Annotated in this window: 23 protein-coding genes; 10 read left to right on the top strand and 13 right to left on the bottom strand. The window is 65.3% G+C overall.

Annotated elements, in window-relative coordinates; all coding sequences use genetic code 11:
• Positions 1-41: 41 nt before the first annotated feature.
• From V6M39_RS10715 to V6M39_RS10695, 5 genes are read left to right on the top strand one after another with little or no spacing between them, the layout of a single operon-like run.
• Positions 42-1,559: a FadD3 family acyl-CoA ligase gene (locus V6M39_RS10715; RefSeq protein ID WP_332643809.1), complete on the top strand. Its 1,518-nt coding sequence runs from the start codon at positions 42-44 to the stop codon at positions 1,557-1,559.
• The gene (locus tag V6M39_RS10710) at positions 1,556-2,410 is read left to right on the top strand and encodes an enoyl-CoA hydratase (protein ID WP_332643808.1); all 855 of its coding nucleotides are present in this window, start codon (positions 1,556-1,558) and stop codon (positions 2,408-2,410) included. The genes V6M39_RS10715 and V6M39_RS10710 overlap by 4 nt, the downstream gene beginning before the upstream one ends.
• Entirely contained in the window at positions 2,407-3,540 is a 1,134-nt protein-coding gene (locus V6M39_RS10705; RefSeq protein ID WP_332643807.1) for an acyl-CoA dehydrogenase family protein, read from the top strand. The genes V6M39_RS10710 and V6M39_RS10705 overlap by 4 nt, the downstream gene beginning before the upstream one ends.
• The gene (locus V6M39_RS10700) at positions 3,537-4,478 is read left to right on the top strand and encodes an acyl-CoA dehydrogenase family protein (protein ID WP_332643806.1); all 942 of its coding nucleotides are present in this window, start codon (positions 3,537-3,539) and stop codon (positions 4,476-4,478) included. Before V6M39_RS10705 ends, V6M39_RS10700 begins: the two co-directional genes overlap by 4 nt.
• Positions 4,475-5,515: an acyl-CoA dehydrogenase family protein gene (locus tag V6M39_RS10695; RefSeq protein WP_332643805.1), complete on the top strand. Its 1,041-nt coding sequence runs from the start codon at positions 4,475-4,477 to the stop codon at positions 5,513-5,515. Before V6M39_RS10700 ends, V6M39_RS10695 begins: the two co-directional genes overlap by 4 nt.
• A 10-nt stretch (positions 5,516-5,525) precedes the next feature.
• Here the strand turns inward: V6M39_RS10695 and V6M39_RS10690 are convergent, their stop codons facing one another.
• The 8 genes from V6M39_RS10690 to V6M39_RS10655 form a co-directional block, all read right to left on the bottom strand.
• Positions 5,526-6,449 (bottom strand): YwqG family protein, encoded by a 924-nt coding sequence (locus tag V6M39_RS10690; protein ID WP_332643804.1) that lies wholly within the window; start codon positions 6,447-6,449, stop codon positions 5,526-5,528.
• A 136-nt stretch (positions 6,450-6,585) separates the two neighbouring features.
• A complete protein-coding gene (locus V6M39_RS10685; protein ID WP_332643803.1) occupies positions 6,586-6,948 on the bottom strand; it encodes a YciI family protein in 363 nt (120 codons plus the stop codon).
• 78 nt (positions 6,949-7,026) lie between these two features.
• Positions 7,027-7,647: an alpha/beta hydrolase family protein gene (locus V6M39_RS10680; protein WP_332643802.1), complete on the bottom strand. Its 621-nt coding sequence runs from the start codon at positions 7,645-7,647 to the stop codon at positions 7,027-7,029.
• A 67-nt stretch (positions 7,648-7,714) separates the two neighbouring features.
• Positions 7,715-8,458 carry a magnesium transporter gene (locus V6M39_RS10675; protein ID WP_332643801.1) on the bottom strand — a complete coding sequence of 248 codons (744 nt, stop codon included), beginning with the start codon at positions 8,456-8,458 and terminating at the stop codon, positions 7,715-7,717.
• Positions 8,459-8,799: 341 nt separating this feature from the next.
• Entirely contained in the window at positions 8,800-10,080 is a 1,281-nt protein-coding gene (locus tag V6M39_RS10670; RefSeq protein WP_332643800.1) for an FAD-binding oxidoreductase, read from the bottom strand.
• 33 nt (positions 10,081-10,113) lie between these two features.
• Positions 10,114-10,710 (bottom strand): TetR/AcrR family transcriptional regulator, encoded by a 597-nt coding sequence (locus tag V6M39_RS10665; protein WP_332643799.1) that lies wholly within the window; start codon positions 10,708-10,710, stop codon positions 10,114-10,116.
• A 4-nt stretch (positions 10,711-10,714) separates the two neighbouring features.
• Positions 10,715-11,854 (bottom strand): DUF7802 domain-containing protein, encoded by a 1,140-nt coding sequence (locus V6M39_RS10660; RefSeq protein ID WP_332643798.1) that lies wholly within the window; start codon positions 11,852-11,854, stop codon positions 10,715-10,717.
• Positions 11,851-13,326, bottom strand: coding sequence for an FAD-dependent oxidoreductase (locus tag V6M39_RS10655; RefSeq protein ID WP_332643797.1), 1,476 nt, complete (start codon positions 13,324-13,326; stop codon positions 11,851-11,853). The genes V6M39_RS10660 and V6M39_RS10655 overlap by 4 nt, the downstream gene beginning before the upstream one ends.
• Before the next feature lie 160 nt (positions 13,327-13,486).
• Here V6M39_RS10655 and V6M39_RS10650 point away from each other — a divergent pair, with 160 nt between their 5' ends.
• Both V6M39_RS10650 and V6M39_RS10645 read left to right on the top strand, forming a co-directional pair.
• Positions 13,487-14,824 carry an FAD-binding oxidoreductase gene (locus V6M39_RS10650; RefSeq protein ID WP_332643796.1) on the top strand — a complete coding sequence of 446 codons (1,338 nt, stop codon included), beginning with the start codon at positions 13,487-13,489 and terminating at the stop codon, positions 14,822-14,824.
• Positions 14,825-14,974: 150 nt separating this feature from the next.
• Entirely contained in the window at positions 14,975-15,877 is a 903-nt protein-coding gene (locus V6M39_RS10645) for an alpha/beta fold hydrolase (RefSeq protein ID WP_332643795.1), read from the top strand.
• Positions 15,878-15,880: 3 nt separating this feature from the next.
• Here the strand turns inward: V6M39_RS10645 and V6M39_RS10640 are convergent, their stop codons facing one another.
• Entirely contained in the window at positions 15,881-16,123 is a 243-nt protein-coding gene (locus tag V6M39_RS10640; RefSeq protein WP_332643810.1) for a flavin reductase family protein, read from the bottom strand.
• A gap of 48 nt (positions 16,124-16,171) precedes the next feature.
• Here V6M39_RS10640 and V6M39_RS10635 point away from each other — a divergent pair, with 48 nt between their 5' ends.
• The 3 genes from V6M39_RS10635 to V6M39_RS10625 all read left to right on the top strand — a co-directional run bounded on the left by V6M39_RS10635 (position 16,172) and on the right by V6M39_RS10625 (position 17,750).
• Complete coding sequence (locus V6M39_RS10635; RefSeq protein ID WP_332643794.1) at positions 16,172-16,576, top strand: hypothetical protein; 405 nt, start codon at positions 16,172-16,174, stop codon at positions 16,574-16,576.
• Between the two features lie 54 nt (positions 16,577-16,630).
• Positions 16,631-17,221 carry a hypothetical protein gene (locus V6M39_RS10630; protein WP_332643793.1) on the top strand — a complete coding sequence of 197 codons (591 nt, stop codon included), beginning with the start codon at positions 16,631-16,633 and terminating at the stop codon, positions 17,219-17,221.
• A 76-nt stretch (positions 17,222-17,297) separates the two neighbouring features.
• A complete protein-coding gene (locus V6M39_RS10625) occupies positions 17,298-17,750 on the top strand; it encodes a pyridoxamine 5'-phosphate oxidase family protein (RefSeq protein WP_332643792.1) in 453 nt (150 codons plus the stop codon).
• Positions 17,751-17,772: 22 nt separating this feature from the next.
• Here the strand turns inward: V6M39_RS10625 and V6M39_RS10620 are convergent, their stop codons facing one another.
• From V6M39_RS10620 to hsaA, 4 genes are read right to left on the bottom strand one after another with little or no spacing between them, the layout of a single operon-like run.
• On the bottom strand, positions 17,773-18,393 hold the full coding sequence (locus V6M39_RS10620; protein ID WP_332643791.1) for a flavin reductase family protein: 621 nt from the start codon (positions 18,391-18,393) through the stop codon (positions 17,773-17,775).
• Positions 18,394-18,412: 19 nt separating this feature from the next.
• Positions 18,413-19,309 carry an iron-dependent extradiol dioxygenase HsaC gene (gene hsaC, locus V6M39_RS10615; RefSeq protein WP_332643790.1) on the bottom strand — a complete coding sequence of 299 codons (897 nt, stop codon included), beginning with the start codon at positions 19,307-19,309 and terminating at the stop codon, positions 18,413-18,415.
• Positions 19,306-20,193 carry a 4,5:9,10-diseco-3-hydroxy-5,9,17-trioxoandrosta-1(10),2-diene-4-oate hydrolase gene (hsaD, locus tag V6M39_RS10610; RefSeq protein ID WP_332643789.1) on the bottom strand — a complete coding sequence of 296 codons (888 nt, stop codon included), beginning with the start codon at positions 20,191-20,193 and terminating at the stop codon, positions 19,306-19,308. Before hsaD ends, hsaC begins: the two co-directional genes overlap by 4 nt.
• The gene (gene hsaA, locus V6M39_RS10605; RefSeq protein WP_332643788.1) at positions 20,193-21,359 is read right to left on the bottom strand and encodes a 3-hydroxy-9,10-secoandrosta-1,3,5(10)-triene-9,17-dione monooxygenase oxygenase subunit; all 1,167 of its coding nucleotides are present in this window, start codon (positions 21,357-21,359) and stop codon (positions 20,193-20,195) included. Before hsaA ends, hsaD begins: the two co-directional genes overlap by 1 nt.
• Positions 21,360-21,410: the final 51 nt, after the last annotated feature.

Below are 21,410 nucleotides of genomic sequence, written 5' to 3'. Positions count from 1 at the left end.
AGCCTACCAAGCAAGTGTTTGGTTTGTTGAGAGGATGTGCAGTGGGCAACACCGTCCCTGGTCTCGTACGCCGCGCCGCCAAGGATTTTGGCGACGCTCCGGCGTACGTCATGGATGGCCGCAGCCTCACGTTCACTGAGCTGCACGAGCAGGTGCGCCGTACGGCGGCCGCCTTCCGCGCCCAGGGCCTGGAGCCCGGCGGATGTGTCGTGCTCTGGGCGCCCAACAGCATTGAGTGGGTCGTCGCGGGATTCGCCGTCACGTACGCGGGTGGCACGCTCGTGCCCGCCAACTCGCGCTACACAGCACACGAAGTCAGCGGCCTGGTCCAGCGCACCAACGCCTCGCTGGTGATCGTCGCCGACGGATTCCTCGGCAAGACGCAGATTGCCGACCTCACCGCCGTCGCACCAGGCGCAAAGATCCTCGACCTCGCCAAACTCGGCTCGCTCGAGGCCAGCGACGCCGACCTCGCAGCCGTCGAAGCGGCCGCCGACGCCGTCTCCCCCGACGACATTGCAGACATCCTGTTCTCTTCGGGCACGACCGGCCGCCCCAAGGGTGTGCTCAGCTCGCACCAGCAGAGCGTCGCGTCCGGTGCCAGCTGGAGCGCCGTCGGCGAAGTCACCAGCGATGACCGCTACCTCGTCATCAGCCCGTTCTTCCACTCTTATGGCTACAAGATCGGCGCCATCGTCGGCCTGATCCGGGGCTGCACGATCTACCCGATGGCGACCTTCGACGCCGATGCAGCACTCGACCTGATCGCCGCCGAGCGAATCACGATGGTCCCCGGTGCTCCCGCGATCTTCCTGGGCTTGCTCGAGTCGCCGAAGTTCCCCACGACCGACACCTCTTCCTTGCGCTTCGCCAACACGGGAGCGGCGAACGTACCCGTTGCCCTGGTCGAGCGTTTGCAGACCGAGCTCAGCTTCGACCTCGTCATCACGGCATTCGGTATGACCGAGTGCGTCGTCGCCACGATGTGCCGTCGCGGTGACGCCGACGAGACCATTGCCACCACCTGCGGCAAGGCGATCGACGGCATGGAGACCGCCATCGCCAACCCCGAGACCGGTGAGCACCTTCCAGCTGGCGAAGAAGGCGAGCTCCTCCTGCGCGGCCCGCAGGTCATGCTGGGCTACCTCGACGATCCCGCCGCCACAGCCGAGGCGATCGACGCAGACGGCTGGCTGCATACCGGCGATGTCGGTGTGCTCGATGAGCGCGGCTACCTGCGCATCACCGACCGGCTCAAGGACATGTACATCTGCGGCGGATTCAACGTCTATCCCGCTGAGGTCGAGCAGGCTCTCGCTCGTCTCGACGGCGTGGTCGACGCGGCCGTCATCGGCATCCCCGACGAACGTCTCGGCGAAGTCGGCAAGGCCTTCGTCGTACGCCGACCCGACAGCGACCTTGACGCCGACGCGGTGATCGCGTTCGCTCGGGAGCGGCTCGCCAACTTCAAAGCACCCCGTGAGGTCGCGTTCGTTGACGCGTTGCCCCGCAACCTGTCCGGCAAAGTCCTGAAGAACGATCTGAGGAGCAACGCATGACCGAGGAAGTAGTCACATACGAGGTCGTCGACCAGGTCGCCCGGATCACGCTCAACCGCCCGGAGTACCGCAACGCGCAGAACTCCGCCATGACCTACGCGCTCGATGCCGCGTTCGTGCGCGCGACGGATGACGACGACGTCAAGGTCATCGTGCTCGCCGGCAACGGCAAGCACTTCTGTGCAGGTCACGACATCGGCACGCCGGGTCGCGATGTCGATGTCGAGTTCGATCGCAAGGCCGTCATCCACTGGACCCACGTCGGCAAGGAGGGCGGCGACCTTCGCTACGCCCGTGAGTCGGAGGTCTACCTCGGGATGTGCCGCCGCTGGCGAGAGATCCCAAAACCCGTCATCGCGATGGTGCACGGTGCCTGCATCGCGGGCGGGCTGATGCTCGCGTGGTCGGCTGACTTCATCATCGCCTCGGACGATGCGTTCTTCTCCGATCCCGTCGTACGCATGGGCATCCCCGGTGTCGAGTACTTCGCCCACCCGTGGGTGATGAACCCCCGCGCGGCCAAGGAGTTCCTCTACTCCGGTGATCGCTTCAGCGCCCAGCGCGCCCACGAGCTCGGCATGGTCAACCAGGTCGTGCCCGCCGAAGAGCTGGAGAGCACTGTGCTGGCGCTCGCTGGTCGCATCTCGCAGATGCCTCGCTTCGGACTCGCCCTCACCAAGAAGGCCGTCAACCAGGCCGAGGACCTGCAAGGCATGCGTGCCGGTATGGACTCGGTGTTCGGCCTGCACCATTTCGCACACGCCCACAACGCCGAGGTCGGAGCCGACTCGCTCGGCGGACTCGACGCCAAGTCGATGGCGGCCAAGAACAAGGAACAGGGCAAAGAGTGAATCTCGATTTCACCCCCGACGAGCTGGCCTTCCGGGACGAAGCCCGCGCCTGGCTCGCCGCCAACGTACCGACGGAGACCCTGCCGTCGATGGACACCGCCGACGGATTTTCCGCGCACCAGGCGTGGGAGAAGAAGCTGTCGGACGCGAAGTGGTCCGTCGTCTCGTGGCCCGAGGAGTTCGGCGGCCGTGGGGCCTCGCTGATCAAATGGGTCATCTTCGAGGAGGAGTACTACCGCGCTGGCGCACCCGGCCGCGTCTCCCAGAACGGCATCTTCCTGCTCGCGCCGATCATCTTCGACCACGGAACTCCCGAGCAGCAGAAGCGTTGGCTGCCGTCGATGGCGACCGGCGAGACGATCTGGGCGCAGGCCTGGTCCGAGCCCGAGGCCGGGTCCGACCTCGCCTCGCTGCGTTCGACCGCCAAGCGCGTCGACGGTGGCTGGTTGCTGAACGGTCAGAAGACCTGGTCGTCGCGAGCAACGTACGGGCACATGGGCTTCGGTCTGTTCCGTTCCGACCCGGAGGCCGAGCGCCACCGCGGTCTCACCTACTTCTGCTTCCCGCTCGATGCCGAAGGCGTGACCGTACGTCCGATCGCCCAGCTCGACGGTGAGGCCGGCTTCGCTGAGCTTTTCCTCGACGACGTCTTCGTACCGGACGCTGACGTGCTCGGTGATGCCGGAGACGGCTGGCGCGTGGCGATGAGCACCGCCGGCAATGAGCGCGGCCTCTCGCTGCGTTCGCCGGGCCGGTTCTGCGCAGCTGCCGACCGATTGGTCGAGGTGTACGCCGACAGTCCCAACCCGGCACTCTCGAGCGCGGTCGTTGATGCGTGGGTGCGCGCTGAGGCATACCGCCTCTACACCTGGGGCACGGTCACCAAGCTTGCCGACGGCGGCGACATCGGTGCTGCCGGCTCGGTCAACAAGGTCTGGTGGAGCGAGCTCGACGTCGCCCTGCACGAGAGTGCCCTCGACCTGCGCGGCGCCGAAGCCGAGGTCGAGTCCGCCTGGACCGACGGCTACCTGTTCTCCCTGTCGGGCCCGATCTACGCGGGCACCAACGAGATCCAACGCAATATTGTCGCCGAGCGCATTCTCGGACTCCCGAGAGAGGCCAGGGGATGAAGTTCGAACTGACCTCCGACCAGCGCGACTTCATGTCGGCGCTCGACGGACAGATCGCCGCCGCCGATCCGGTGGCAGCAAACCGCGCCTGGGGCGACGGAGACACCAAGCCGGGCGAAGCGCTCTGGGAGCGGATCGCCGAAGTCGGCGTGTCCGGGCTTCTCGTGGCCGAAGAGGATGGCGGCCTCGGTGCGACGCCGATCGAGCTGGTCTGCGCCTTCGAGGTGCTGGGGCGTCACGCCGTGCCCGGCCCGTGGATCGAGTCGGCCGCCTACCTCGCCACAGCACTCACCGGTCCGGAACGTACGGCGATCGCCGACGGTGCCGTCGCCACGGTGGCCGTGCCTCCGCACACGCCATACGCACTCGATGCTGATGTCGCGGGCGAGCGTTACGTCGTGGCGGATGGAGCCTTGAAGCAAGCTGACGTCGGCGACTCAGTCGCCTCCGTCGACCCCACTCGCCGCCTGTTCGGCGTCACCTCCGGAGCCGCAGTCGAGCACGGCGACCTGGATGCCGCGTTCGACCTCGCTGTGCTGGCCGCATCGGCTGAGCTGCTCGGTGCCGGCGAGCGCGTGCTCGACGACGCCGTGACATACGTGAAGCAGCGCACCCAGTTCGGTCGCACGATCGGCTCGTACCAGGCGATCAAGCACCAGCTTGCCGACGTACGCATCGCTCTCGACTTCGCCCGACCGCTGATCCACGGCGCTGCCATGAACCCGACACCGCGAGCGGTCTCGGCGGCCAAGATCCAGAGCGCCGAAGCCGCCAACCTTGCAGCGCGCATCGGCCTTCAGGTCCACGGCGCGATCGGCTACACCGCTGAGTACGACCTGAGCCGCTGGCTGCTTCGTATCCGTGCGCTGCAGACGGTGTGGGGTACTCCGGCCTTCCACCGCGAGCGAGTGCTCACATCACTGTTGGCGGAGCGATGACGGACCTCGTCCCGTCGCAGGATCACATCGAGCTAGCGCGCTCGGTGCGCAAGATGCTCGACAAGCGCTCCGACAGCCAGGCTGTCCGCAATGCGTTCAACGGTTTCGACACCGAGCTCTGGTCCACGCTGTGCAAGCAGATGGGCGTCGCCGCCCTCGCCATCCCTGAGGAGTCCGGCGGAGCCGGGTTCACCCTCGCCGAGACGTACGTCGTGCTGGAGGAGCTCGGCCGCGCGCTGACTCCTTCTCCGCTGCTCGCCTCGGTCACGGCAGCAGCGGCTCTGACCGACAGCCCATTGCTCGAAGAGATCGCCGCGGGCAGCGTCGCGACGCTCGCTTGGTCCGGCGTCACTGGCCCGGCAGATGCGCCAGTCGGCGTCACGTTCAAGGACGGCAAGCTCACCGGTTCTGTGTCGCCCGTCTTGTACGCCGATGTCGCCGAGTTCATCCTCGTTGCGGCCGAGCACGACGGCGGTGTCGGACTCTTCAGCGTCGACCCGTCGGCGGTCACACGCACGAAGGTCGCCGGACTCGACCCGACTCTCAGCTTCGCCACACTCGAGCTCGACGGTGTCGCGGCAGAGACGATCTCTCTCGACGCCGCATCAGCCCTGGCGACGGCTCACCGCGTCGGCACCCTTGCCGCGGCTGCGCTCCAGGTCGGCTGCGCGCAGCGCGGGCTCGACATGACGGTCGAGTACACCAAGCAGCGCGAGCAGTTCGGCCGCCCGATCGGTTCTTTCCAGGCTCTCAAGCACCGGATGGCGGACCTGCTCGTACGCGTGCAGATGTCTCGCGCCGGAGCATGGGCCGCCGTGCAGGCGCACGTCAACGACGCACCCAACGCCGACCGCCTGGCTGCCGCCGCCGGCTCGTACTGCAGCGACGCAGCAGTCGAGGTCGCCGGCGAGACCGTGCAGCTGCACGGCGGAATCGCCATCACCTGGGAGCACGATGCGCACCTGATCCTCAAGCGCGCGCAAGCCCTCAACCAGCTGTTCGGCCTCCCCCACCAACAGCGCGCGTCACTGATCTGAACCCGTCGGGCTAGCCGCACTGCCATGTGAAAGAGAACTCGTCGATCGCCTCAGCGACTTCTGACTCTCCAACGCGACCCATCCAGTAGAGCACCCCCGCGTCGCCCCACTCCATGTTCAGGTCCTCATCGGTGTCGACCTGGAGCACCAGCTCCCAGCGGCGCGCTTCGTCGTCCAGGCGAGAGTCGTCATAAGGCACCTCGTTTCCCAAGGCTGAAAGAGCAACCTCGTGTTCCACCGGACCCTGCACTGCGTCGGCGTATCCGCCGATTTGGTGCAGCGGACCCGTATGACGCTCGTGTAGGGCCTCGACAAACGCATCGTCGTTGACTGGGTGATCCATGAACCCCCGATGATCCTGACCCGGTGTCCGGAATGCAGTGCTGAGGTCGGGGTGTTCCCACCCGGGAGCCGTCAAAATTGGGCGGCCTCGAAACTGTCGTTCCGGATAGGTCTTGAGCCCCGTCGGTGTCGGTCGCTTTTCCAGACTCGCATCGCCAGCAACATGCACCACGCGGGCACCCTGGAGGGTCGCTGCATCCCACGTGCCGACCGTCGCCGCGAAGTTGTCGAACGACCCGTCAAAGTAGAAGAAGAGCAGGTGCCCGCTCGAGGGAAGCTTGATGTCGAGCGGAAAGGTGCCGATCTGCTCACAATCGATCTCGCCGATGTACGCCAACGGTCCGTGACCCTGCCACATCGGCCATTCTGCGTCATGAGGAAGCAGTGGGAGGCCACCAAGTCTTGCAACCGAGGAACCTGCGCCGGTGTGAGGAAAGAGCTGAATAGCGGGCCTGAGAAGACCGAGCCACCGATCAAGATCGGGATTGGTCAGGTGCTTCTCGGCGAGTTCACGTACGACTTCAGCATCGGGTCGATCGGCCGCTCGCGCGGGGCCCCGGGAACCGCTTTTCGGCTTGAACGGCCATCGCATCGCCCCATGATCACACGGCTCTGGATCTTTGACGGATCCAACTAGCCGACGGAGTTCGTACGGGCGGACTCGATCCACGTCACCCACCAACAGCGCGCAACGCTCATCTGAACGTCGCGCGCTGGGTGGAGCTTGGTCAGCCGAGACCTTCGAACGCCCGAACTTCGACCTCGCCACGGCAGGCCTTGGAACCCTCAGCAGCCAGACGACGAGCCGTCTCCTCATCAGGCGCATCGATGATCCAGAACCCGCCGAGGTGCTCCTTGGTCTCCAGGTAGGGGCCGTCGGTCGTCATGGTCTTCTCACCCTGACCGTCGATGACGGCCGCAGACGATACGGCGGCGAGGCCACCGGCGAAAACCCAGTAGCCCTCGGCTTGCAGCTTCTCGTTGAAGGCACCCGTGTCGGCGAACGACTGCTCCATCTCTTCCTTCGAGGCGTAGCCGCCGAGCTCGCCCAGTTCAGCGGGGCCGTACACGGACATCATGTAGTGCGTCATGGATCTCTCCTCAGTCACAGCGGCCCTGATGACCGCCTCTACTCCCACCACGAACGGGGTCACGCCAATACGACAAACCTAGGTACCAAGAATCAGATCGGCCAGCCAGGTGGAGATGGCGGAGCGGATTGCTGGCGATTCCTTCTTCAGCGAGTGATCGCCGGGCACCACGACCAGCGTGACTCCGTCCTGCAAGGTCTTCGGGTCGGGTACGCCGAAGGGGTCGCGATCGCCCTGCACGACGAGCGTTGGCACCGTGACGGCGGTGAGCTCTGGGAGCCTGGACTTCTCGGGGCGACCCGGAGGATGCAGCGGGAAGGCCAGGCACAGAACTCCGGCTGCCCCCACCTCGGCCGAAGTGCGACAGGCAACACGGCCACCGAACGACCGTCCGCCGACGATCAACGGCAGGTCATCGGTGTGAACTTGCGACGCGACCGAGATCCATGCGGCGTCGACCTGGGCGGGAGGTGCGGGCGCCTTGCGGCCGGCGACTCGATACGGCTGCTCGACGAGCACGGCCATCAGCCCTGCCCGCAACGCCTCCTCGGTCGCAAGCACTAGGTCATGAGCGCCGACTCCGCCGCCCGCACCATGGCCGAGCATCAGCAGGCCAACCGGATCCGCAGCTGGGTGAGCAACGTGCACCCGCGCATCACCGTGCGGGGTCGGCGCGAGGGCGACCGCGAACTCAATCATGCGGAGATCGTACGGTGCAGGGTCGGTTCAGCCGAGACCTTCGAACGCCCGAGCTGGTGCTCCTTGGTCACGCGGCGATGGCCACCGCAGTGAGGAAGTAGACCGAAACGGTGAGCAGGTCCTGGATCACTGTTGCGATTGGTCCGGAGCCGAAGGCCGGGTCCTTTCCGAGGCGATGGAGGATCCACGGCAGGAGCAGAGCGACGCACGTTGCGATCACAGAGGCTGCAAACATTGCCACGGCAACTGAGGCTGCTATTTGGATGTCTCCCCACCCCGCCCAGACAAGCGGGAACGCGAGGCCCCCGAGCGTGAGTCCCAGGAGTCCCCCCGTGACAACCTCGCGAACAGCCACCCGCCGAATCCCGACACCAAGGGACAACCCGCGGATCGCGAGCGTCTCGGTCTGCATGCCGACCGCCGCAGCGATGTAGACGACTCCTGGTAGGAAGTACGCGATGAGGACTTGCTCCTCGAGCTGCTCGCCAAACGCGCCGACGACCACAGCGGCGAGCAGGGCACCGATCAGCCCGATCAACAGCCAGGGCAGCCTGTGCAACAAGCGTCGACCCACGCGTTCTGTGCTCGCCGACCGCGCGGCGGAGGCGCTCCCGAGGAAGCCACCCAGCCGCGCCATGTCCTCGTCGTGCTCCTCGAGCAGGACGGCAAGCAGTGACTGGGCCGAGATGAGTCCGCGGAAGCTGCCACGAGCGTCGACTACAGCGATGCCCGGCTCGCCGTGCTGGACGGCCGCCCACGCGACGTGCTCCTGATGGGTATCCGGAGCAACAGTCGGGGGGTCGCTGTCCATGACCATCTCAACGGTGGCATCGGGCGCAGCGCTCAGAAGCCGCTCTATCGCCACGACACCCACCAAGAGCTCGCCGTCACAGACTGCGGCAACCGAAGCGCTGTCATAGTCGTGTCCCCTGAGCCGGGCCAGCAGTGCCGAAACCCCCTCACTCCGCGACGTAACAGGTACGCGAGTGCTGGCATGCCGTTCCGCCACGCGTAGCAAGAGGTCAGGAGGGGCCGTTTGAGCGTCCGCATCTGCAGCACTGATCATGACGTCATCGTGGCACGCTACGCGTTCGAAAAACGAGCTTCCGCTCGCGCCCCAGGGCGTCTCACGACCGCAATTGAGGACGTTCCCTACGGAGCTATGTTGAAGTTGCGCCGGAACACGTTGTCCGGATCCCAGGCACGCTTCACCTCGCGCAACCGATCCAGCGTGGCCTTCGGCCACAGCGCTGCGATGTCCTCAGGCGTGTCCGATCCGAGGAACCCGGAGTAGGACCCGAATCCCTGGTCACCGATCGTGCGCCACACAGCCCGAGCCTGCTCGGCGTCTGCATCTGTCGACTCGGGTGACATGAACGCGGCCGAGATGACCATCGCCTCGGCGCCGCGATGCGCGAATGCCGTGGAGGCGGGATCGACCCGGCCGAATTCGCCACCGAGGTATCGCATGAAAACCACGCGGCCGCCCGCCGAGTAGGCCGAGACGATCGCGTCGATCAGCGGCTCGTTGACCGACTCGACGAAGGTGTTGCCGATGATGGGCAGGACCGGCTGCGGCGGCGGGCCCTCCTCGAGGACCTCTGCGTACGCAACCTCCTTGATGTCTTCAGCAACAACTGTGCCGATCGCGCGCAGGGGCTCGAGAGCCGCGGTGTCATCCCCGGCCAGGCAGACAAAGACAATCGCCGCGGCGGGGAATGGCCCGAACGCGGGCCGGAGAGCCAGTGTCGTGGTCAGCTCATCCGGAGCAGCTCTCATCGCCGTCGCCCATCCGTTGACCAGCTGGTCCAGGTTCTCGAGGGCGTATTCGATCACCCCGTGGTGCACGGTGGTGACGGGCTGCGCCTGGAACTCGAACGCCGTGACCACGCCGAAGTTGCCGGCACCTCCGCGCAGTGCCCAGAACAGGTCTGCGTTCTCGGTGGATGACGCGCGCACGACGTCGCCCGCGGCGGTGACGACCTCTGCACCGAGCAGGTTGTCGAGGGCGAGACCGTGCTTGCGCACCATCCAGCCGAAGCCGCCGGACTGTGTCAGACCTCCGACTCCGACCGAGATCGTGTCGCCCGAGCTGATGGCAAGGCCGTGCTTCCCCAGCTCAGCTGCAGCCGGACCCCACAGGGCACCGCCACCGACACGTACGCGGCCTTCGCCGAGTGCCTCGACCCGGTCGAAGTGCGACAGGTCGATGACCGCACCGTCATCGATGGTGCCGTAAGAGAGCGCGTTGTGTCCGCCATTGCGGATTGCAACGGGAAGTCCCTCAGCCTTGGCGTAGCGAAGCGATTCGGCCACCTCTTCTGGAGAGGTCGGGCGGAGAACTACTGAGGGATTGGCGGATCCGCTTTTGGTGGTCCGAGCGGTGTCATAGTCAGGGTCGCCGGGGCGTACGGCGATGTGATCAATCGTCATGTGACGACCCTAGAACCTCAAGCAGACATTAGGTCAAGAGTGCAGTGCTGGGCCGAGCCAGCGGCGTACGAGCGCCCGGATGTCGTCGGCCGAGTAGGGCGGATCTGCCGGGTACTGGAGGAACGAGACGAACAGCCGCATCAGCATCTCGGCCAGACCTTCGAGCTCATCGTCCTTGACGCCGATCTCACTCCAATCGACCGGGATGTCGCGGAGGATGTCGGCGCCGATCGAGAACGACATCGAGGTCGTCACATCGCGGCTGAACACCTCCGTCTCGCCGGCCTGAAGGAGGAGGCCGATGCTCGGCTCGCGCGGGATCTCCTCGATGGACCACACGATCGACTCGATGGCCACGTCGGCGGCTGAGTCGAACGTCGCCAGGTGAGCGGTCATCCGCCGGACGAAGTCGGCCAGTCCGGCCTGTGCCACTGCCTCCAAGAGCTCGGAATGACTCGGGTAGTAGCGATAGACCGTCTGGCGGGTGACTCCCAGCTCGGTGGCGACGACCGAGACCGTCGTCTTGGCGGCACCGAACTTCTCCACGCACGAGCGCGTCGCGGCGATGATCCGAAGCCGCGCGTCGTCCTCCGTGTGCGGCGGATTGCCCTGCCACCCGTGATGTCCCACGGGGTCAGCCTGTCAGGGTCTCGACCCGGGCCTTTCGGCCGGTGTGGAGGACGGCGAGGATGGCGGCCGCGGCGACGAAGCAGGCGATCGTATAGAGCCCGCTGCCGATCGGGGTGCCGTCGCTGGTGACGCCGTCCTCAGCGTCGAGGAACGCCGGAAGCGACGCGAGCCATAGCCCGGCGAACACCAGGATCCACGCTGCCGGGTAGATGCGAGCAAACGGGGTCATCGGCTCGCGCTCGCCGCTGCGGAACTGGGTGAAGAGCACCCACGCGCCGGCGATCCATACGATCGCGAGCTCGATGCCGATCGCCCAAGCCTGAGCCGTGACATTCGGGGTGTTACCGCCGAAGATGCTCGACGGAATGCCGAACAGCGCCATCGCCGGAGGCGCAAGCACGCCCGCCAGCGCGATGCGCCAGGTCAGCGACCAGCCGCGGCGCGGTCCGCCGTCAGCAGCCTTGGAACCGACGAGCTTCACGACGAGGAACGTCATCACGCCGAAGGAGACGGCAGCGAAGAGCAGCATGCTGCTCATCGGCACCGAGGCGAGCGCGGGATGGTTGACGATGTCGTTGTCGTCGTTCCATCCCCACCACTTCAGCTGCGGGCCGAGCATGTCGAAGATCTCGTAGAACACATGACACACGAACGCCACCGCGATTGACCCGACTAGTGCACCACGCTTGAAGACGCCCATCACCCGCACCGACTCGTACGCGAGTTGGGCGAGGGCCGGATAGATCGCAATGATGTAGAGCGGCAGCCGGTCCCACATGAACTGAACCGTGAACAGGTTGTGGGCGAAGATGAACCCGTACTGCTCGTCGAGGCCGAACCACTCCGGGAAGTACAGCGGCGGCTCGGTGACGAACAGGTAGACGAGCGGTGCGAACCACAGGGCCAGGTTGATCGGGTCGCCCTGACGGAACCGGCGGATCGCGTGTACGAACGCGAAGATCGCGCCGACGATGATCAGCAGCTCGAGGACCGGCATGGTCCAGTTGTCGAGGTCGAACGGGCTGCGTACCGACACCACCGGGCTGACGTCGTGACAGTCGAAGCCGAGCTTCTGCGTGACGGCCTCGGCGGCCTCGTCACAGGTTGCAGAAGAGCTCAGTGCGGACGAGATCAGGCTGCTCATCGGGACACCTCCAGCTCCGGTTCGGCGGTGCCGGCCTCAACAGACCAGTCCCGGCCGGGCGGATCAAGCTGAGGGTCGAATCCGAACGGGATCTTGTGCCGCCCGAACATGTCCTTGACCTTGAAGCGGAGTAGACCGTAGATGACGCGCGGGCTGCTCATCATCGTCCCGACGGACTCGTCGAGGTTGAACACGCGGGCGAAGTGCTCGTCGACCGCGGCGTCCTCGCGCGATGCGCCCGTGATGGCGTTAAACATCGAGGCACCCACCGACCTGAGGATTCTGCGCATCCACGACGGGATCGTCTCGGTTCCGGTGGCACAGTCGTAGCCACGATCGCGGGCCATCGCCATCGACCACGGGCCCTTGAGCTCCTTGGCCTGACCGGCGAGGAATCGTTCATAGAACGCCGGTTCCAGCGCGCTTGTCGACTGCAGGGCATCTCGCAGGCGGACGGCCGAGAGTGCGGCAGAGCTGATGCCTTGCGCGTAGAACGGGTTGAAGGCGCAGATCGAGTCGCCGACGAAGACGATGCCCTGAGGTGCGGCGGGCAACTTGTCGTAGCGGCGCCACTTGTTGCCGGTCGACTTGGTCAGATGGACCTCGGAGGTGGGCGTCGATGCCTCCATCGCGGCCAGGAACTTCGGGGTCTGCAGCCGACCGGCGGACTCGATGAACTCCTCTTCGTTCTTGGGCATGTTGAGCCCCCACGAACCCATGCATGCGATCGAGCGGTTGCCCTCGATCGGGAAGAAGTTGGAGAGGTACTCGTGCTCGATCGGGTGATCGCCCTTCTTCTCCGTCGGCATGATCACCATGTGCTTCCACCACCAGGTGTCGGCGCGGTCCTCGGCCGACGGCAGGTCGTACCACTGCGAGACGTATGTGACCTTCGCGTCGAGGGTGATGACCGGGACCTCGGGATGGCCCGCGGCGACGAGCCAGTCGGAGACCTTGGAGCCCCGACCCAGCGCATCGACGACGAGATCGGCGTCGACCTCCTCGCCGCTGAACTTCACGCCGACGACGCGGCCCGCCCCGTCGGTGTTGATCCCGGTGACCGTCACGCCTTCGCGGATCGTGACGTTGCCGAGGGCGCGTACGCGATCGCGCAGCACACGTTCGATCAGCAGTCGGGAGCCGTAGACCATGTCCAGAGCGCCCCTCTTGCGCGGGGACCAGCCGACATCAGTCATGTGAGCCGTGTCCATCGAGGCGATGAGCGGCATGCCACCGGCGGCGATGAGGTCGGCCTCGAAGCCGGGGAACAGCTCGCCGATCGCGCGTCGACCCGAGTTGAGCAGGAAGTGCGGGTGCTTGCTCTGCGGTACGCCGCGGCGATGCTCGGCCTCAATCGGCAGCTCGTCACGTTCGAGGACCAACACCTCATCGAAGTGTGGAGCGAGCGCGCCCACGACGGACAGACCCGCCATGCTTCCGCCGAGAACAACTGCCGTACGCCCAAGCCTCATGCAAGACCTTTCAGTTCAATCATACAAAGTCTGGATGATTGTATGAATGAGCAGGAGGGGCGTCAAGCGTTTGACGTCACTGGTTGGTCATCCCCATCCATTGTCAGCGCCAAAGGGCCGGAGCATAGTGGGCTCACTGGGGGATTCAGGAGACACCAAAATGAAGTGGACCGGACCGGAAGCCCCCGAGTACGACGAGCGGCGCGAATTGTTCAACGCAATGATCGACAAGAAGCCACAGATGATCGCGGAGTGCGAAGGCCCCGCGGACGCCAAGGAGGCTCTGGACCGTGCCGCGCGCGATCATCTTCCGGTAGCCGTGCGGTCAGGTGGCCACTCCGTGGCTGGGCAGTCCAGCAACGACAACGGGATGGTCATCGACGTGCGTCCGATGAAGGCCATCGACATCGACGCCACAACCCGACGAGCTCGCGTCGGGGGCGGGTGCACCTGGGGCGAATTCGACGCAGCTGCCCAGGAGCACGGGTTGGCCACCACCGGCGGTCGGGTGTCCACCACAGGCGTCGCTGGGCTGACGCTCGGCGGCGGCTCGGGTTGGCTGGAACGTCAGCACGGACTCAGCTGCGACAGCTTGATAGCGGTCGAGTTGGTGACCGCCGACGGCCGAGAGATCCGCGCCGACGACACCCAACACCAAGACCTGCTCTGGGCGAGCAAGGGAGGGGGCGGCAACTTTGGCGTTGTCACCGCCCTGGAGTTCCAGCTGCACCCGGTCGGCCCGATGATCATTGGTGGGTTGATGGCCTGGCCCGCTGCTCGTGGACCAGAGGTGTCCCGGGCATTCCGCGAATGGGCGGACAACGCTCCAGAGCAACTAGGCACCGGCCTCGTGATGCTCAGCGGGCCGCCTGAGGAGTTCATCCCGCAGCACTTGCAGGGTCAGCCGCTCATCGCGGTCGCGGTCTGCTGGAACGGCGACGAGGCGACCGGAACCGACGTGGTCCAAGTCATGCGTGAGTTGGCTCCAGAGGTCGACCTGGTCGGCCCGATGCCCTACGCGGAGCTGCAGTCGATGATCGACGACCCACCGGGGTTCCGACAGTATTGGAGTGCCGACTACCACGACAGCTTCCCCGACGGCGCTCTCGACCTGTTCCTCGACGCGGGCGCTCGCCGTGCGTCGCCGATGACCCAACATCTGCTGATCCCGTGGGGCGGCGCGTTGGCCCGCGTCGACGCTGATGCCACGCCGTTGAGTCAACGCTCGGCGGCGTGGGTGAGTCATCCCTTCGCGACTTGGGCCGACCCTGCTGACGACGCGGCCAACATCGCTTGGGTGCGCGACTACCGGGAGGCGAATGCCCCCTTCACGACCGGCGGTGTCTACCTCAACTTCATCGGCGACGAGGGTGAAGAGCGAATCAAGTCAGCCTTCGGTGCCGAGAAGTACGACCGACTGCGGCAGATCAAGTCCGAATATGACCCTGGAAACGTTTTCGCCGGCAACCAGAACATTCGCCCCATGGTGCCTGCCTGACCAACCGCAGGCGACCAACCGAAGCAGACCACCCGCCACGATCCGCGAGAGGGAGTCCGCTCGAGAGTCAGTGGCGCCGACTGGCCTCTTGGTCATGCCCGTCAACGTCGTCATCACCACCAGCGCGAGGAGGTCTGACACGATGCGCACATGACCGTCGAGGATTTTCCCGTAGAGCACGTCACCCTGCACGGCGAACGAGTCGCCTACCGTCGCGCTGGCAAGGGACCGGTGTTGTTGCTGCTCCACGGGATTGCTGGCAGTTCCAGGACGTGGATCCCTGCGATGCGGTTGCTGCAGCACGACTACACCGTGATCGCTCCCGACTTCCTCGGCCACGGCGAGTCAGCCAAGCCGCACGGCGACTACTCGCTTGGCAACCACGCGAGCAACACACGCGACTTCCTGGACGTGCTCGACATCGAGCGAGCCACCATTGTGGGTCAATCCTTCGGTGGCGGCGTGGCTCTGCAGTTCGCGTACCAGTTTCCCGAGATCTGCGAACGACTCGTGCTCGTCGACGCCGGCGGGCTCGGCCGCGAGGTCAACCTGATGCTTCGGCTCGTGACGCTGCCCGGTGCCGAGTATGTCTTTCCGGTCGTGTTTCCAGCTTTCGCTGGTCGGTACGGGCGCTCGGTCGCTCAGTTCCTCGAGCGTCGGGGGATCCACAACCCGGCTGCAGGCGAGATCTGGAGCTCGTACGAGTCCCTGACCGATGCGACGAACCGTCGAGGATTCGTGCGAACCATGCGTGCCGTGATCGACCCAGGCGGTCAGTCGGTGAGTGCTGTCACCCGTCTCTACCTGGCCGCGCACATGCCAACGCTCATCGTCTGGGGAGACCGAGACAAGATCATCCCGGTCGAGCACGCCCACCAGGCTCATGCGGTCATGCCAAACAGCCGGCTGGCCGTCATGGAAGGAATCGGGCACTTCCCCCATGCAGAGGATCCGGAAGGCTTCGTGGAGATCCTGGTCGACTTCCTGCGTACGACCGAGCCGAGCTCGTTCACCCGCGAAGAGCTTCGCGAGCTGCGACGCAACGGAGGCTAGCCCCTACTCAGCGGTGCGGTAGCGGCCTTGGTGGAACAGGAGCGGCTTGTCAGTGTCGCCCTCGCCAAGGCCTTCGACCTTGCCGATCACGAGGTAGTGGTCGCCAGCCTCGTGGACGTCCTGGACGGTCGACCCAGCCGACCGTGCCGTCGAGTCGCGGAGTGCCGGTGTCGGAGCTCGAAGCTCGAAGCGCCATGGCCAACGCGGCTCACAAGTCGCGCTTACCCTCTGATATTCAAGACCAATTCCGTAGAAGAAGTCCTAGCGATACCCGAATTGCCCTACGGTCGCCTGATGAACGTCTCACAACTGACGACTCCTCAACGCATCTCTGCAATCTCAATCGTTGTCGTTGCGGTCGCGGCTTTCCTGCCCTGGGTGTCGCTGTTCGGTATCAGCGTCATTGGAGTGGAGGGTGACGGGATCATGACCCTCGTTCTCGCGCTGGCAGGCGGCGTGGTGTTGGCATTGACGACGGGGATCTTTACGACGCCGGGACATCCCGGTATGCGATCTCAGGTGACACTGCTCGTCTTGGCGGTCCTCGTAGCCTTGATCGGCCTTGTTGACATGAATGGTGCAGCGGCGATCGGGCTTTACCTCACCCTCTTTGCAGGCGTTGCATGGGTGGTGGGCGCCGCGTGGCAGCTGAACCTCTCGAAGGCGGCTGCGACTGAACCAAATGGCCCTGCTTCCTAGCACTTTCCGAACGGCTGGACCCACGGTTCACGCCCAGAATCGAAGGATTTCGCCATGCGTACTCGCACACTCACCGTTGCCCTCGTCACCGCGATCGCCCTAGCTGCGGCGGGGTGTGGCGGCAGCTCAGGCGGCTCGGGCGACAAGGCAGGCAATGACAAAGCCGACGCCGTCTCAGAAGCGGAGCGCCCATACGTCGACGCCCTCGCGAAATCGATGACGGAGCCCGTCGACGACGACGAGATCGTGATGAGTGACAAGTCGGCGGCTTGCGTGGCTCCGCTATTCGTCAGAATCATCGGCGTCGAGAAGCTCAAGGACAACGGGATCACCCCTGAGGCCTTCGCGGACGATGACTCGATGGACTATTCGAAGCTGAAGATCACCGAGAAGGACGGCAACGCGCTGTACGACACGTTCGGGCAATGCGATGTTGACTTCCGAAAGGCAATGGTCGAAAGCTTCGCCGCGGATGAGGAAATGACGCCGGCGATGGCCAAGTGCATGGAAAGTGTCCTGACTGACGACAACCTTCGCGAGCTCATAGTCACGACCATGGTCAAGGGCGAAGACGCAGTGGAAGACAGCCCATTGATGGGACAGATGATGGGTTGCGCGTTCCTTGGTTTGGGCGAGGACGAATAGCGTAGGACCAACGCCCCTAGGTGGGCCGCCGAGCCCGTGTGACGCTGGTCAACACAGGTGGAGTGGAGGTGTCAGGATGCCTGACCCCGTGCAACTCAGCTATTGGCAGTGTGAATCGATCCTTCGCGCCGAGGTCGTCGGACGCATCGCGTTCTCTGCACCCGACGGCCCTCACATCGTGCCGATCAACTACTCGGTGGTCGATGAAGCGATCATCGTGCGTACCTCGCCGGACAGCCTCCTGGCCGCTCATGGTTGCGGCGTCATGGTTGCCTTCGAGGTCGACTACATCAACCACAACCTCCGCCGCGGTTGCAGCGTCGTGGCCCGTGGCGAGACGGAGGTCGTGACGGATCCGGCCATGGCCGCGCACATCAACCAGGTGTGGGAACCACGACCGTGGGCAGGCGGCACGCGGCCCATGCTCCTCCGACTTCGGTGGAGCGAGTTGAGCGGACGCCAACTGGATCTCAGCTGGGATCCGCTGTCAGAGGTCCCGCTGCACCGGACTGAAAGCCGACCCCGTTGAGGCTCCCGGCGACCACGTTCAACTACTCAGCTGTGCGGTAGCGGCCCTGGTGGAACAGCAGTGGCTTGTCGGTGTTGCCCTCGCCAAGGCCTTCGACCTTGCCGATCACGAGGTAGTGGTCGCCAGCCTCGTGGACGTCCTGGACGGTGCAGTCGACCCAGCCGACCGTGCCCTCGAGTCGCGGAGTGCCAGTGGCCGTGAGGTCCCACTCGACTCCGGCGAACTTGTCCTCAGCCCGCGATGCGAAGGCGTTGGAGATCTCGGTCTGGTCGGCGGCGAGGATGTTGACGCAGAACTTGCGCGTCTGACGGATCGCCGCAAAGGCGCGTGAGGACTTCTGCGGGAGGAACGCGACCAGCGGCGGGTCGAGAGAGACGCTCGTGAACGACTGGCAGGTCATACCGATCGGCGTGCCGCCCTGCACCGTGGTGATGACCGTGACGCCACTGGCGTACTGGCCGAGCACATCGCGGTACTGACGGGCAGCAGCCTGCGCTGCCTCGCCGTCGATCTCGACGACTTCGCCCGGTCGCCATGAGAAAAGCTCATGATGGCCGCCAAGGTAGGAGTCGATCAGCTCACGGGACGGCCACTGCTTGGCGGCGTCGGAGCTGATGCCGTCGGGGAGTTCTGCGTCAGTCACGGAGCCCACTGTTTCATCCCTAACCGGACTGGCCGAAAGCGTGGCCCCAGTACGAGACAGCCGTCGATTCGCGGGCAACCCAGCGCTCGTCGCTGACGGTCAGACCTTCACAGCCGAACTCGATGTCGAATCCGCCGGGCGACTTCACGTAGAACGAGACCATTTCGTCGTTCATGTGACGACCGAGGGTCGCTGAGAGCGGCGCCTTGTGCTTCTTGACCCGCTCGAGCGCACGGCCGACATCGTCGAGCTTGTCGACCTCGAGCATGAGGTGAACGCAGCGGCTCGGGTTGGGCATCGGCAGGAAGGCCAGCGAGTGGTGACGCGGATTGACGCCGAGGAAGCGCAGCCAGACCTTGGAGCCCGGCTCCTTGCCGACGAACTCGCCGGGCATGGACATGGAGTCGCGGAGACGGAAGCCGAGCACATCGCGGTAGAACTTGAGCGCCTCGACATCGTCGTCGACGGGGATGACGACGTGGCCCATGCCCTGGTCGCCGGTCACGAACTTCGCGGCGTACGGGGTCACGACGGGGCGGGATTCGTACGTGATGCCGTGGAACAGCTCGAAGACGTTGCCGAACGGATCGGCGAACCGTACGAGCTCCTGGACCCGGCGCTCGGCCAGCTCTTCGGGGGTGCCTTCGGTGGTCTGGACGCCAGCCTTCGTGAGGTGCTCACGAGCAGCCTGGAGTGCGTCGTGGTCGGCGAGCTCCCAGCCGACGCAGTCGAGCTGGTCGACATCGGACGGGAAGATCACCAGGCGGGCCGAGACCTCGTCGATGCGGTAGTAGAGGTTGTCCGGGTTGGGGCCACGGCCTTCAGCGAGGCCAAGCACCTTGCCGGCGAACAGCTTCCAGTCGTCGAGGTTTGTCGAAGCGACGCGGGCATAGCCCATGGACTTGATGTCGATCATGCTCTGCTCCGTTCGACGTGGTTGGAGAGGTACGCGGTGCAGACCTGGCGGAACTCGTCAGCTGCCTCGATCTGCGCCCAGTGTCCACAGTTGGGGAACACATGGAGCGTTGCCTTGGGGATCATCTTCAGCGCGACGAATGCACCATCGAGCGGGTTGACCCGGTCCTCGCGACCCCAGGTCAGCAGCGTCGGCCGCTTGAGCTGGTGAGCGTCGCGCCAGATCAGGCCGTCTTCGAAGCTGTCGGGGTTCCAGAACGACATACCCATCGACTGCATGGCTTCTTGTGCGCCCGGTGCTGTCGCGTCCGCGAAACGTTCTTCGACGAGCTCGTCGGTGACCAGCGACTGGTCGACGACCATCGTGGAGATGAACGCCCGCAGCGACTCCTTGGTCGGCGCGGCGCCGAAGTCCATGAGGCGCTTGACTCCCTCGGTCGGGTCGGCGTGGAAGAGGCTGAGGTTGAGTCCGCCGGGACCCATGAGCACGAGACGACCGACTCGCTCGGGGTACATCAGTGCGAAACGTGCAGCGGTACCGCCGCCCAGGCTGTTGCCGAGGAGGTGGATGCGCTCGATGCCGAGCTCATCGAGGAAGTCCTTGATGATCGTGGCCGAGTGACGGAAGTAGTTGCCGACCACCGGAGGCTTGTCGCTCTGGCCGAAGCCAGGCTGGTCGACGAGCAACGTACGGAAGTCCTCGGCGAAGCCGGGAAGGGCCGAGCCGAAGTTGGACCAAGCCGAGGCACCGGGTCCGCCGCCGTGCAGCATCACCAGCGGCAGGCCGCCACCAACCGAGGTCGGCTCGCCGGCCTCGTAGTAGTTGAGTGTCAGATCGCCGGCCTTCGCAGATCGGCGGGTGGACTCGCGATCGAGGCCAGCCATCAGTACATCCCTGGATCGACCTTGTGCCCGAACTCCGACATGCCGAACATCTGCAGTGCGCGCTCAGGATCGTTGGCTGCGTGGACACGACCGGCGTGAGCATCGCGCCAGGCGCGCTGCAGGTAGGTGCCGTTGGCGAGCGCGCGGCCGCCCGACGACTCGAAGAGGACGTCGATCGCGTCGATCGCACGCTGGGTGCCGAGCACCTGGTCGCGACGAACCTTGAGACGCAGAGGGATCGGGATCTTCTCACCCTTGGCGACGAGTGCCTGCTCCTGGCGGATGTTGGCCATGCAGAGCTCCCATGCCGCGTCGATCTCACTCGAGGCGCGAGCGATACGCACGGCTGCGAACGGGTCGGACGAAGCCTTCTCGCCGAGGTAGGCAGCGCGGACGCGAGCCTGCTGCTGCTCGACGTGCTCTTCGTACGCACCGCGCGCCATGCCGACGATCGGAGCCGTGATGGTGGTGGTGAAGAGCGAGTGGAACGGCAGCTTGTAGAGATCGCTGGTGTTCTGCTCCTGGCCGGGGCCGAAGCAGCGGCCCGTGTCACCCATCGAGAGCGTGAACTCGTTGGGGATGAAGGTCGGAGCGACGACGATGTCGTTGGAGCCGGTGCCGGCGAGGCCGACGACGTTCCAGACGTCGACGATCTCGTACTTCTCACGGGGAACCATGAACGTCTTGAAGTCGACGATCTGGCCCTCTTCGTTGGAGACGAGGCCACCGAGCAGCACCCAGCTGGCGTGCGCGGAACCGGACGAGAAGCTCCAGCGACCTTCGAGCGTGTAGCCACCTTCGGCGATGGTCGCCTTGCCGGTGGGTGCGTAGGACGAGCTCAGGCGGGTGCTGGTGTCGTTGCCCCAGACAGCCTGCTGGGCGTCGTCGTGGAACAGGCCAACCTGCCACGGGTGGACGCCGAGGACCGAGGAGATCCAACCGGTCGAGCCACAGGCCGACGCGATGAGCGCAACGGCGGTGTAGAAGTCGATCGGGTCGGCCTCGAGTCCGTCGAAGCGCTTGGGCTGCAGCATGCGGAAGAAGCCAGTCTCTTCCAGCTCCTTGACCGAGGCATCGGGGACCTGGCGAAGTCGCTCGGTCTCGTCAGCGCGCTCGCGCAGCGTGGGAAGGAGGTCTCGTACGCCATCGAGTACAGCCTGGGTCATTGCAGCTCCTTGGGAGATCGTCTACGGCCAATACTAGAACACGTTCTAGTA

The organism is Aeromicrobium sp., assembly GCF_036675695.1.
Classification (GTDB): Bacteria; Actinomycetota; Actinomycetes; order Propionibacteriales; family Nocardioidaceae; genus Aeromicrobium.
Note: the sequence above shows the minus strand (reverse complement) of the source record. Positions and strands in the feature narration are given on the sequence as shown.

Bases quoted from the DNA above. Each gene is read 5' to 3' on its own strand.
- V6M39_RS10710 (WP_332643808.1), top strand. From the start codon at position 1,556: ATGACCGAGGAAGTAGTCACATACGAGGTCGTCGACCAGGTCGCCCGG.
- V6M39_RS10700 (WP_332643806.1), top strand. From the start codon at position 3,537: ATGAAGTTCGAACTGACCTCCGACCAGCGCGACTTCATGTCGGCGCTC.
- V6M39_RS10695 (WP_332643805.1), top strand. From the start codon at position 4,475: ATGACGGACCTCGTCCCGTCGCAGGATCACATCGAGCTAGCGCGCTCG.
- V6M39_RS10690 (WP_332643804.1), bottom strand. From the start codon at position 6,449: ATGCGATGGCCGTTCAAGCCGAAAAGCGGTTCCCGGGGCCCCGCGCGA.
- V6M39_RS10685 (WP_332643803.1), bottom strand. From the start codon at position 6,948: ATGACGCACTACATGATGTCCGTGTACGGCCCCGCTGAACTGGGCGAG.
- V6M39_RS10680 (WP_332643802.1), bottom strand. From the start codon at position 7,647: ATGATTGAGTTCGCGGTCGCCCTCGCGCCGACCCCGCACGGTGATGCG.
- V6M39_RS10675 (WP_332643801.1), bottom strand. From the start codon at position 8,458: ATGGACAGCGACCCCCCGACTGTTGCTCCGGATACCCATCAGGAGCAC.
- V6M39_RS10670 (WP_332643800.1), bottom strand. From the start codon at position 10,080: ATGACGATTGATCACATCGCCGTACGCCCCGGCGACCCTGACTATGAC.
- V6M39_RS10660 (WP_332643798.1), bottom strand. From the start codon at position 11,854: ATGAGCAGCCTGATCTCGTCCGCACTGAGCTCTTCTGCAACCTGTGAC.
- V6M39_RS10655 (WP_332643797.1), bottom strand. From the start codon at position 13,326: ATGAGGCTTGGGCGTACGGCAGTTGTTCTCGGCGGAAGCATGGCGGGT.
- V6M39_RS10650 (WP_332643796.1), top strand. From the start codon at position 13,487: ATGAAGTGGACCGGACCGGAAGCCCCCGAGTACGACGAGCGGCGCGAA.
- V6M39_RS10645 (WP_332643795.1), top strand. From the start codon at position 14,975: ATGACCGTCGAGGATTTTCCCGTAGAGCACGTCACCCTGCACGGCGAA.
- V6M39_RS10635 (WP_332643794.1), top strand. From the start codon at position 16,172: ATGAACGTCTCACAACTGACGACTCCTCAACGCATCTCTGCAATCTCA.
- V6M39_RS10630 (WP_332643793.1), top strand. From the start codon at position 16,631: ATGCGTACTCGCACACTCACCGTTGCCCTCGTCACCGCGATCGCCCTA.
- V6M39_RS10625 (WP_332643792.1), top strand. From the start codon at position 17,298: ATGCCTGACCCCGTGCAACTCAGCTATTGGCAGTGTGAATCGATCCTT.
- hsaC (WP_332643790.1), bottom strand. From the start codon at position 19,309: ATGATCGACATCAAGTCCATGGGCTATGCCCGCGTCGCTTCGACAAAC.
- hsaD (WP_332643789.1), bottom strand. From the start codon at position 20,193: ATGGCTGGCCTCGATCGCGAGTCCACCCGCCGATCTGCGAAGGCCGGC.
- hsaA (WP_332643788.1), bottom strand. From the start codon at position 21,359: ATGACCCAGGCTGTACTCGATGGCGTACGAGACCTCCTTCCCACGCTG.